This is a genomic window from Rhodococcus sp. IEGM 1379, assembly GCF_030056815.1.
Lineage (GTDB): Bacteria > Actinomycetota > Actinomycetes > Mycobacteriales > Mycobacteriaceae > Rhodococcus_F.
In genome coordinates, this window is sequence record NZ_JASHKR010000030.1 from 1 (window position 1) to 13300 (window position 13300).

Consider the following 13300-nt stretch of genomic DNA (forward strand, 5'->3'; position numbering starts at 1 on the left):
ATGTCGTGCCGGCTTCCGGCATGACCGTGTCGGTCGATGAGTTGCGCGCCGGTATTGCCGGTGTGTTGCCGGAGTACATGGTGCCGTCGGCGTTTGTGGTGTTGGATGCGATTCCGTTGACGGTGAACGGCAAGTTGGATCGTCGGGCGTTGCCGGTGCCGTCGTTTGAGGCTCGGGTGTTCCGGGCTCCGACGTCGGTGGTGGAAGAGGTTGTTGCGCAGACGTTTGCGGATGTTCTGGGTATTGAGCGTGTTGGCTTGGATGATGATTTCTTTGCGCTCGGTGGTAATTCGTTGGTTGCGACGCAGGTGGCGTCGCGTTTGGGTCAGGCTTTGGATGCTTCTGTGGGTGTGCGGGAGTTGTTCGAGGCATCGACGGTAGAAGGTTTGGCGGCCCGTTTGGGCTCGCAGGTGGGCGGCGGTTCACGCATCGCTCTGACTGCGCAGAATCGACCGGCGCAGGTGCCGTTGTCGTTCGCGCAGCAGCGGATGTGGTTCCTCAACCAGTTGGACATCACTTCTGCTGCCAGCAACATTCCGATGGCGATCCAGCTCACCGGTGAGCTGGATCAGGCTGCCTTGTACGACGCCGTCATGGACGTGCTGAAGCGTCATGAGGTTCTGCGCACGGTCTACCCCGAGGTTGACGGCACGGGATACCAGCGGATCCTTCCGGCAGCGGCGGTTCCGGTGAATCTTGCTCCGGTGCAGGTCGATGCGTACGACTGCGCGACGGCCGTGACCGAATTCTGTTCGGCTGGTTTCGATGTCACCGCTGAGGTTCCGTTGCGGGCCACACTGTTCCAGATTGACGACAACAGTTTTGTCCTGGCCATTGTCATCCATCACATCTCCACCGACGGCTTCTCGATGGGACCGTTGACTCGCGATGTGATGAGTGCGTACTACGCGCGTAGCAACGGACAAGCGCCCGCGTGGGCACCGTTGCCGGTGCAGTACGCCGACTACGCGTTGTGGCAGCGGGAGGTCCTCGGATCGGAAGCCGACGCCGAATCTGTTCTGGCTCAGCAAATCGACTACTGGGCACGCACTCTCGACGGTGTGCCGGATCAGATCACACTGCCTAGTGACCGGGTTCGCCCGGCTGTGTTCACGGGGCGCGGCGCAACACTGAGTTTCCCCGTCTCTGCCGAGACACATCGCGGGCTACTCGGTGTAGCGCGCGATAACCAGGCGTCACTGTTCATGGTCATGCACTCGGCATTGGCAACGCTGCTCGCACGATTGTCCGGCACCACCGACATCGCGGTGGGTACACCCGTCGCCGGTCGTGGTGAGGCGGAACTCGACGATCTGATCGGTATGTTCGTCAACACTCTGGTGCTACGTACGGAGGTGGATCCGGGGATGCGTTTCCGTGATCTACTGGCGTCGGCGCGCGAGACCGACCTCGCGGCCTTTGCCCACGGAGACGTGCCGTTCGAGCGTCTGGTCGATGTTCTCGATCCCGTCCGCTCACAGGCTCATAATCCTTTGTTCCAGGTAGCCTTGGCCTTCCAGAACCTGGGGCAAAGCCAACTGACACTGCCGGGGCTCGACGTAGCAGAGTTCGACATCGCTGAAACCGTTTCCAAGTTCGACCTTCAGTTGACGCTGGTGGAAGCTGTTGGCGGTCACGGAATGACCGCGACCTTCACCTACGCGACGGATCTGTTCGACGAGGGGACAGTTGTCTCCTTCGCCGATCGGTTGACTTGCATTCTCGAAGCGGTTGTCGCGGATGCGACGCAGTCTGTCGGCGACATCGACATCCTCGAAGTACCTGAACGTCTCGAATTGACCAGTCGTCGAGCATCTTCGGGTATCTCACCGAAGCCGTTGGCCGACATCCTGGCCGAAACAGCGTTGCGGTACCCGGGCAACGAGGCACTTCGCTTCGAGGGTCGTTCGATGACCTACGCCGAGGTCGACGCGTGGTCGTCCCGGCTTGCCCGCGTGCTGATCGCCCGTGGTTTGGGTGCGGAAGATCTGGTCGCGGTATCGATTCCGCGTTCCATCGAATCGGTTCTGCTGGTGTGGGCGGTGTCCAAGACCGGCGCGGCTGTTGTTCCGATCGATCCGCACTACCCGGCTGACCGTATCGCGCACATGGTGTCCGACTCCGGTGTCGTAGTGGGCCTGACGCGGGAAGCCGAACTGGCCGGTCTCACGGATACCGTGGAGTGGCTAGCTGTCGACAGTGCGCAGTGCGCGGAACTGATGGCAGCGCAGGACAGTTCACCGGTGCGCGCGGACGAGCGTGTCCGCCCCGTTCTGCCGGCGCATCCGGCCTGGGTGATTTACACCTCGGGAACGACGGGCTTGCCCAAGGGCGTCGTGGCAACCGGCGCCGGTCTCGCGAGCTTCAGTGTCACGCAGGCGCAGCATTACAAGGTCACTCCGAACTCTCGTACGTTGCACTTCGCGTCTCCGAGCTTCGATGCGTCGATGCTCGAGCTGTTTCTGGCTGTAGCTACCGGCGCGGCCATGGTGATCGTGCCGACGTCGATCTTCGGCGGCGACGAGTTGACCGAACTGTTCAAGTCAGAACGGGTCACGCACGCCTTCATCACGCCGGCGGCTCTGGCGTCGATGGATCCGTCGGGTCTCGATGACCTCGCGGTGGTCGGTGTGGGCGGTGAGGCGTATTCGCCGGAGCTGATGGCGAAGTGGGCGGATCAGCCAAACCGTCGTCGGACTTTCCTCAATGTGTACGGCCCGACCGAGACCACCATCGTCACCAATGTCAGTGAGCCGTTGATGCCGGGTGACCGGATGACTATCGGCGGCACCATCGGAGACATGGCGGCGTTCGTGCTCGATACGCGTCTACAGCCGGTTCCGGTGGGTGTTTCCGGTGAGCTGTACCTTTCGGGTCCGCAGGTCACGCGTGGTTACCATCGTCGTCCGGGTTTGAGTTCGGATCGGTTTGTGGCGAACCCGCACGGTCTGCCCGGTGAGCGTATGTACCGTACGGGTGATGTTGTGCGTTGGACCCGCGGGGCGAGCGAAGCGACGGGGAATGTCCCTGCGTATCAGGTTGAATATGTGGGCCGCAACGACTTCCAGGTCAAGATCCGTGGTTTCCGTATCGAACTCGGTGAGATCGACGCGGCCCTGACGGCTCATTCCGACGTCGAGTTCGCGGCGACGATGGGCACCACATTGGCCTCGGGTGCTTCGGCGCTCGTCTCGTACGTGTTCATCGGGAAGTGTTCAGCCGTCAGTTCGGCAGAGCTGAGTGAGCTCATCTCGCGTACGCTGCCCGCGCACATGGTGCCGGCATCGATCATGGTTTTGTCGGACATGCCGCTCACGCCGGCGGGCAAGCTGGATCGTAAGGCCCTGCCGGAGCCGGTGTTCGAGGTCAAGGAGTTCCGCGCTCCCACCACGGAGATGGAACGAATCCTCAGCGAGGTCTTCGCGGACGTACTCGGACTTGACCAGATCGGCACCGACGATTCGTTCTTCGCTCAGGGCGGAGACTCGATCATGTCGATTCAGTTGGTTTCTCGCGCCAAGGGACGTGGAATTCTCTTCTCTCCCAAGGACGTGTTCGAGAACAAGACTGTTGCAGCACTGGCGGAGGTCGCTGTATTCGGCTCCGACGCCGACGCTGCCACTGTTCTGGCCGAGATCGAGGGCGGTGGCACCGGTTGGATGCCGCTAACTCCGATCGAGCGATTTATGTTCGAACGTCCGGGTAGCTACCAGCGATTCAACCAGTTGTTGACGCTGGAACTTCCGCAGGGAATCGACCGGACCGGCGTTGTCGAAACATTGACCGCTGTCATCGATCACCACGACATGTTCCGCTCGCGTCTAGTCGCTGGGCGACGACCCCAAGACGGACTCGTGGACGATCAGCGCGGTCCCGGCATGTCGGTATCCGCGCCTGGCACGGTCGATGCCGACGCACTGGTACGCCGGGTGTCGGTGGATCCCGCAGTGGCAGAAGCAGAACTGTCCGCCATTGCTTCGGGAGCACTCGACGATGCACTCGGACGATTGAATCCGGCAGCGGGCGTCATGGCGCAGTTCGTCTGGATCGACTTCGGCGACGATCGCACCGGCCGGTTGATCGTGGCGGCGCACCACCTGATCGTCGACGGTGTATCGTGGCGAATCATCGTGCCGGACTTGATCTCTGCGTGGGCGCAGCGATCAGGCGGAACGACGCCCGTGCTCGAACCGACGGGCACGTCCATGCGTACCTGGGCACATTCGTTGGCTGCGGAATCGCGGTCCGACAAGCGTCTTGCAGAGATGGCGCGCTGGCGTAAGACGCTGTCTACGCCAGACCCGGTTCTCGGCTCACGGGCGTTCGACCCGTCCGTCGATGTCGCGGCAACAGTGGAGCGCGTTCGCGTCGAGGTGCCCGCAGATGTCACCGAAACACTCCTGACCACGTTGCCGGAGGTGTTCCGCGGCGGCGCCAACGACGGACTGTTGGCGGGACTTGCACTTGCCCTCGTTCGCTGGCGTCGTGAACGCGGTATCAGCACCGAAGCAGCACTGCTCCAACTCGAAGGCCACGGCCGCGAAGAGGGCGTAGTTCCGGGAGCAGATCTCTCACGCACAGTCGGTTGGTTCACGGCTGCATTCCCGATCAGCCTCGATCTGGCCGGTATCGACGTCGACGATGCGTTCAACGCCGGAGTCGCGGCAGGACAGTCGATCAAGGCAGTCAAGGAACAGTTGCTCGCCATCCCGGACAAGGGGGTGGGCTACGGACTGCTGCGCTACCTGAACGACGAGACTCGGGCGGAACTTACGAAACTGAGTAGCGGTCAGATCAGCTTCAACTACCTGGGCCGCATTGTGGCGGAAGATATTCCGGCTGCAGCCCAGGAGCTCGGATGGATTCCGGCTCGCGACTTCTCCGAAGTCAGTGCGCCGGAAGACCCGGACATGCCCGCTAACAAGGTCGTCGACATCAATGCAATCGTCAACGACGGAGCCGGCGGAGCAGTGCTCGAAGCGTCGTTTGCGTTCCCGAGCGGCCTACTGACCGAGGCAGAAGTCCAGGCTCTTGCCGATCTGTGGGTCGAAGCCCTGACGGCATTGGCGAAGCACGCACGCACCACAGGCGCCGGCGGACTCACACCGTCGGACGTGCCGCTGGTTGCGCTCACCCAACAGGACCTCGACGGCTTCGAGCAGCGTTTCCCCGCTGTGCAGGACGTGTGGCCACTCGCACCGCTGCAGTCGGGCCTGCTGTTCCACGCCGTTATGGCCGAATCGACCGTCGACCTGTACTCGGTGCAGATGGTGCTGTCACTCTCCGGCCGTGTCGACGCAGATCGACTGCACGCCGCAGCGCAGAGCATCGTCGACCGTCATCCGAACCTTCGGACCGCTTTTGTCGTCGACGGAACCGGCACGCCCGTGCAGGTTGTTCTCGGCGGAGTCGACGTACCGTGGCGCGAGATCGATCTCAGCGAGATCGCCGATGTAACCGAACGCACTGCAGAGTTGGATCGACTCCTCGTCGAGGACCAGGCAACGCACTTCGACATGTCGAACCCGCCGTTGATCAAGTTCACGTTGATCAAGATCGCGGCCAGTGAGTACCGCCTGGTGGTGGCGAACCACCACATCATCCTCGACGGCTGGTCTATGCCGTTGCTGCTCCAGTCGCTTTTGGGCCACTACGCGATGCGTGGGAACCTTCCCGCCCAGTCGCGGGCACTGAGTTACCGGAACTACCTGGCGTGGTTGGTGCAGCAGGATCGCAGTGTCTCCCGGGAGGCCTGGGCGCAGGCGCTCGGCGGCGTCGAAGAACCGACGTTGTTGGCTCCCGCCGTCCCCGGCCAGGAGTTCAGTGCGCTGTCGCAGAAGCTGCAGCTCTCGCTCAGCGAACCGGTAACCGCGGCACTCACCGGTTTGGCTTCCCGCATGGGCGTCACGGCCAACACGATCGTTCAGGCTGCCTGGGCAATCTTGTTGGGACGTTTGACCGGACGCCAGGACATTGTCTTCGGCGCCACGGTCTCCGGCCGTCCGCCGCAGCTCGACAGCGTCGAGAAGATGGTGGGCCTGTTCATCAACACGCTTCCCGTGCGGGTTCAGTTGGACTTGGCAGAGTCCGTCGAGGCTTTGCTTTCGCGGACTCAGATCGAACAAGCAGGACTGCTCGATCACCACTACCTCGGACTGACCGAGGTACAGAGCGCCGCCGGTGTCGGCGGACTGTTCGACACCTTGGTCATCTTCGAGTCGTACCCGGTGGACCGTGAAGGTCTTGCCGCGCAAGTGGAGTTCCTGGACGGGATGATGATCGACGACGTCACATCCGACGACTCGACCAACTACCCGCTCACCTTGCTGGTTGGTCTGGACGACCAACTGCACGTGACGCTTCGGTACCTGCCGGACTTCTTCGAAGAGTCGTACGCTCAGACTCTGTTGGGCCGCCTCGAAACATTGCTGACCGAAATCGGTGAAACTCCGACTGCTGCAGTCGGAGACATCGAGATCATGACTGCCGCCGAGCGCACTCTTGTGCTCGACACTTGGAACGACACTGCTCATGCGACGGTGGGTGGGTTGTTGTTGGATGGTTTCGATTCGGTGGTGGCGGTGTCTCCGGGGGCGCGGGCGGTGGTGTTCGGGGGTGAGGTGCTTTCGTATGCGGAGTTCGATGATCGTGTGAATCGTGTTGCGCGGTTGTTGGTGTCGTTGGGGGTGGGTCCGGAGTCGTTGGTGGGGTTGGCGGTTCGTCGGTCGACGGATTTGTTGGTGGGGTTGTATGCGATTGTGCGTGCGGGTGGGGCGTGGGTGCCTCTTGATCCTGATGCGCCGTCGTCTCGTAACGAGTATGTGTTGGATACGGCTGATCCGGTGTGTGTGGTGTCGACGGAGCGTGATGGTTTCTCGGCGTCGGGTCGTCGGGTTGTGTGTGTTGATGTTGTTGATGTGTCTGGTTTTTCGGGTGCGCGGTTCTCGGATGTGGATCGGTTGGCGCCGTTGCGTTCGGGGAATGCGGCGTATGTGATTTTCACGTCGGGGTCGACGGGTCGTCCGAAGGGTGTGGCTGTTTCGCATGGGGCGATTGTGAATCAGTTGGAGTGGATGCAGGCGGAATATGCTCTGACGTCTGTGGATGTGTATTTGCAGAAGACGGCGACGACGTTCGATGTGTCGTTGTGGGGTTTTTTCATGCCGTTGCGGGTGGGGGCGACGTTGGTGGTGGCTGCCCCTGATGGTCATCGGGATCCGGGGTATTTGGCGTCGGTGATTGATGAGCAGGGTGTGTCGGTGACGGATTTTGTTCCGACGATGTTGTCGACGTTTTCGTCGTTGGTGGATCCGGGGTTGTTGGGTTCGTTGCGTGATGTGTTGGTTATTGGTGAGGCGTTGCCGGTGGAGGCGGTGCGTGAGTTTTCGGTTGTGTCGTCGGCGCGGGTTCATAATTTGTATGGTCCGACGGAGGCGGCGGTGTCGTTTACGTTTGCGGATGTGACGGCTGCTGGGTCGGGGTCTGTGGTGTCGATTGGTGTGCCGGAGTGGAATTGCCGGGTGTTTGTGTTGGATTCGCGTTTGCGGCCGGTGCCGGTGGGTGTTTCGGGTGAGTTGTATTTGGTGGGGGTGCAGTTGGCTCGGGGGTATGTGGGTCGGCCGGATTTGAGTGCGGATCGGTTTGTGGCGTCTCCGTTTGGTGTGGGTGAGCGGATGTATCGGTCGGGGGATTTGGTTCGTTGGAGCAGTGTTGGAGAACTCGAGTACATCGGGCGTACTGATTTTCAGGTGAAGTTTCGTGGTCAGCGGATTGAGTTGGGGGAGATTGAGGCTGCGTTGACCTCGCATGAGTCGGTGTTGTCGGCTGCGGTGTTGGTGCGTGGGTCGGTGACGGGTGATCAGTTGGTGGGGTATGTGGTGCCGGCTGTGGGTGTGAGTGTTGATGTGTCGGTGTTGCGGGGGTTTGTGGGGGAGCGGGTGCCGGGTTATATGGTTCCGGCGGCTGTGGTGGTGTTGGATGCTTTTCCGTTGAATTCGTCGGGGAAGTTGGATCGGGGGTTGTTGCCGGAGCCGGTGTTTGAGGCTCGGGTGTTTCGGGCTCCGGTGTCGGTGGTGGAGTTGGTGGTGGCGTCGGCGTTTGTGGGTGTGTTGGGTGTTGATCGGGTGGGGTTGGATGATGATTTTTTTGCGTTGGGTGGTAATTCCCTCATCGCAACTCGAGTTGTCATGCGCATCGCCGAAGAACTCGATACCGCGGTCCCTGTTCGTCTCCTGTTCGAGGCGTCGACGGTGCACGAGCTGGCTGCGCGACTCGAAACGCACGTCGGCGAAGGAACTCGCCTGGCGTTGACGCAGCAGGACCGTCCGGCAGAGATTCCGCTTTCCCTTGCGCAGCAGCGTATGTGGTTCCTCAACCGGTTCGACGGTTCGGCCGGCGCGTACAACATGCCGTTTGCGCTGCGGTTGAGCGGCGAGCTTGACCTCGACGCAATGCGCGCCGCGATCCGCGACGTAGTCGCACGTCACGAGACCCTGCGAACCGTGTATCCCGAAACGGATTCGGGACCTGTCCAGGTCATCGAGCCCGTGGGATATACGCCGGTCGAGCTCGACATCGAGAATGTGCCGGAAACCGAGATCGTCGGCAAGCTGGTTGAATTGGCATCAACACGATTTGACGTGACAGCTGAAATTCCGCTGCGGATTCGGCTGTTCCAGGTTGCAGCGAACGAGTATGTCCTCGCAGTTGTTGTGCACCACATTGCAGCCGACGGTTCGTCGACCACCCCGTTTGCCCGGGACCTTGTCATGGCTTACGCGGCCAGGGCCCAGGGAACGGTGCCGGGTTGGACTCCGCTAGATGTCCAGTACGCCGATTACAGCCTGTGGCAGCGCGAGGTTCTCGGCAGCGAAGAGGATGACGAATCGGTTGCCGCCGAGCAGATCGGGTACTGGAGTAAGGCATTGGCCGGGCTGCCGGATCAGCTTGATCTGCCGACCGACCGTCTGCGTCCGGCTGCGCAGTCGTACCGCGGCGGTTACCTCCCCTTCGAGATCGACGCGGAGATTCACCAGGGATTGTCGGCATTGGCCCGTGCGCAGGGAACCACGCTGTTCATGGTGACGCACGCAGCTTTTGCAGTCCTGCTGGCTCGGTTGTCCGGGACCGACGACATTGCTGTCGGTACTCCGATCGCCGGTCGTGGTGAGCGGGCGCTGGACGAGTTGATCGGTATGTTCGTCAACACCCTGGTCTTCCGTATACACGTCGACGGCGGCGAGACTTTCACGGAACTGCTTGCCCGCGTACGTGAGAACGATCTGCAGGCGTTTGCGCATGCCGACATTCCGTTCGAGCGGTTGGTCGAAGTTCTCAACCCGGCGCGTTCGACTGCCCGCCATCCGCTGTACCAGGTCGGCTTCCTCTTCCAGAACATGGAACAGGCCAGCCTGGAGTTGCCCGGCCTCACGGTCAAGGGACTCGATATCGACAACGGTGTCGCGCAGTTCGATCTCCAGTTGATCGTCGGCGACAACTACGACGAACGTGGTGTCGCAAAGGGCATTTCGGCTGTCTTCAGTTACGCACACGATCTGTTCGACGAGTCGACGGTCCAGTCGTTCGCCGATCGGTTTATCGCGGTACTGGCCTCGGTTGTCGCGGATCCGTCCGTAGTGGTCGGTGACATCGGACTGCTCGACCCTCTCGAGTCGAATCGGGTTCTGCATGAATGGAATGCAACTGATCATGACACCGATTCCGCTGCGACACTCGTCGATCTGTTCGACGAGCAGGTAGCGGCCCACAGCGATTCCGTTGCGCTGGTCCACGGACATGAATCGTTGACCTATGCCGAGTTCGACGACAAGGTCAATCGCCTTGCACGTCACCTGATCGGCCTGGGCGTCGGCCCGGAATCGTTGGTGGCGTTGGGAATGCGCCGATCCATCGACCTGGTGATCGGCATGTACGCCGTCGTCAAGGCCGGTGGCGGCTACGTTCCGATCGATCCGGATCATCCGGCCGATCGCACCGCCTACGTACTCGACATGGCAGCACCGGTGTGCGTGCTCAGCACAGAGCGCGATGCCCCGTCGCTGCCGGATATCGACTCCGTCGTCGCTATCGACACTCTCGACCTGTCCGACGTCTCCGGTGATCCGGTGCGCGTCGACGAGCGGATCGCACCGCTCCGTTCGGCAAATACCGCGTACGTGATCTTCACGTCGGGTTCGACGGGTAAGCCGAAGGGTGTAGCCGTTTCGCACGCCGCGATCGTCAATCAGCTTCTGTGGAAGCGCGATCAGTACGGTCTCGATCAGACCGACGCGATGTTGCTCAAGACAGCGGCGACGTTCGACCTTTCGGTGTGGGAGTTCTGGTCCGCGTTGACCTCCGGTTCACGCCTTGTCATCGCAGACCCGGACGGGCACAAGGACGCCGAGTACATGCTTGCGCTCATGGCGCAGGAGAAGGTGACGACGCTGCATGCAGTGCCGTCGATGTTGGCGATGCTTCACTCGGCGGCCGACGGAAGCCTTCCGCAGTCCCTGAAGCGTGTGTTGGCCATCGGTGAGGCATTGCCGGCGGCAACTGCGAGCGAGTTCCGCAAGGTTTCCGACGCGGCTTTGGTCAACCTGTACGGACCCACCGAGGCTGCCGTGTCCGTGACCGCGCACAACGTGGACGGACGCGACATCACGTCGGTCTCGATCGGTGCGCCGGAATGGAACACGCAGGTCTACGTCCTCGACGAGCGACTGCACCCCGTCCCCGTCGGCGTAACCGGTGAGCTGTATCTGGCCGGAACACAGTTGGCTCGCGGCTATCATGGCCGGGCCGATCTCACGTCGGAACGCTTTGTCGCCAACACCTTCGGTGAACCCGGCAGCCGTCTGTACCGCACGGGCGACCTCGTCGTCTGGCGTGAAGACGGGGAACTCGAGTACGTCGATCGTGCTGACTTCCAGGTCAAGATCCGTGGCTACCGCATCGAACTCGGTGAGATCGAAGCTGTCATGCGGAATCAGCAGTCGGTGGAAGCGGCCGTCGTAGTGGCGAAAACCGATCCGCGCCTGGGTGATCGACTGGTCGGCTACCTCGTGCCGCAGGCAGATGCCAGTATTGATCTCGATGCGGTGAAGTCGGAATTGATTCGTGAGCTGCCGAGCTACATGGTCCCGTCGGCCTTGATGGTGCTGAACGAACTGCCGCTCAACATCAACGGAAAGATCGATCGAAAGGCATTGCCGGAGCCTGAGTTCGAGGCTACGGAATTCCGCGCTCCGAGCAACCCAGTCGAGGAAATCGTGGCTTCGGTTTTTGCCGAGGTCCTCGGTGCACCGCGAGTCGGGTTGGACGACGACTTCTTCGAACTCGGCGGAAACTCCTTGGTCGCTACGCAGGTCGTGGCCCGTTTGGGCCAGGCGCTCGACGCCCAGATCCCGGTGCGAATCATCTTCGAGGCATCCACCGTCGTCGCCCTGGCGTCACGGGTGCTCGAACATGCCGGCTCCGGTTCGCGGGCACAGTTGGTGCCGCAGGATCGGCCCTCGCAGATTCCGTTGTCGCTCGCTCAGCAGCGGATGTGGGTGCTCAACCGTCTCGACAGCAGTTCTGCTGCCTACAATATTCCGTTGGCAATTCGGATGTCCGGGGATCTCGACGTGGCAGCGTTGGAGTCGGCTGTATCCGATCTTGTTGCGCGCCACGAGATTCTGCGGACGTTCTACCCGGACCAGGGGGACGGTCCGACGCAGTCGATTCAGTCGAAGTCGGCGGCAACCGCCGACATGGCTGTGCTCTACGTCGGTGAGGACACGGTCGCGACAGAGGTCGCGAAGGTTGTCGGCCAGGGCTTCGACGTGACCACGCAGGTTCCGCTCCGAGTACGTCTGTTCCAGATCACGCCCACCGAACACGTTTTGATCGTGGTCGTGCACCACATCAGTGGCGACGCCTTCTCGATGGCACCGATGATCCGAGACACGATGGTCGCGTACACCGCTCGCACCGGCGGAGCGGCACCGCAATGGGCGCCGCTCGAGGTGCAATACGCGGACTACACACTGTGGCAGCGTGACGTCCTCGGTTCCGAAGACGATCCGAACAGTGAACTGTCGACGCAGCTTTCGTATTGGGCCCAGGAACTCGCCGGCGTTCCCGAACTTCTGGAACTGCCGACGGACCGTCCACGCCCGCCGACACAGTCGATGAAGGGCTCAGACTTCCTGTTCACACTCGGAACCGATTCGACGCGTCGTATCGCCGAGATCGCCCGCGAGCAGAACTCGACGGTCTTCATGGTCGTGCACGCGGCGTTCTCGGTGTTGTTGTCCAAGCTCAGCGGCTCCAACGACATCGCAATCGGCACCCCGGTAGCCGGTCGTGGTGAGCGAGTTCTGGACGACTTGGTCGGTATGTTCGTCAACACGCTGGTCCTACGCACACAGGTGGCACCGTCCACCACGTTCGTAGACCTGCTGCAGCAGGTGAAGGAGAAAGACCTCGCGGCGTTCGGCCATGCGGACGTCCCGTTCGAGCGTCTGGTCGAGCAGGTCGGTCGTGAGCGCTCGCACGCCTACTCGCCGTTGTTCCAGGTGATGCTGACGTTCCAGAACATGGCTCTGGGCACGTTCGCCTTGCCAGGTCTCGAACTCTCGGCGGTCGACGACGGATTCGATGCGGCCATGTTCGATCTCCAGCTGACCGGTATCGAGGAGTTCGACGAGGACGGCCGTCTGTCGGACATTCGGATGCGATTCACCTACGCAACCGATCTGTACGACGCCTCGACGATGGAGGTGTTCGCCGCCAGGCTGCGGGCCGTCGTCGACGCCGTCGCGGCGGATCCGACTGTGGTTCTGCGCACTATCGACATCGTGACGGACACGGAGCGGGCATTGCTCGAGGCTGCTGAGCCGAAGACGGTGGAGGACCTCCCGGATCTGGCTGCGGCAGCCGCAGCGGCAGACCCGACCGCGGTGGCATTCACCCACGGTGAGCACACTGTCACCTTCACTCAGCTGGCAGAAAAGCTGGCTACGACAAAGGCGACGATGGGCGCAGTGCTGGGCGCCGACGCACAGGCTTCGGTGTCGCTGAACGGTCTGGCTCCGGGCATTCTGCCGGCGCTCGGTGCTGACGGAATTGCATCGTTGGTGAGTTCTCTCATCGCTGATGCGCAGATCACATCAGAGAAAGGCACCGGCGTGATTGGGTAATATGAAGCATTTGCCCAGTGGAGAGCATCGAGACGGCACACGTGGTGCCGGATCGACGCCTTCCGTCCGTTGTCAGTTCGTCCGGTTTCAGTTCGTGCGCAGTCAGTTGGAGGAAG

General features: G+C 61.7%; 1 protein-coding gene. It reads left to right on the forward strand.

Features of this window, described 5'->3' with window-relative positions; genetic code table 11:
- On the forward strand, positions 1 to 13184 hold a 13184-nt coding region (locus QM600_RS17075; RefSeq protein WP_502943011.1), incomplete at its 5' end, for an amino acid adenylation domain-containing protein.
- Positions 13185 to 13300: the final 116 nt, after the last annotated feature.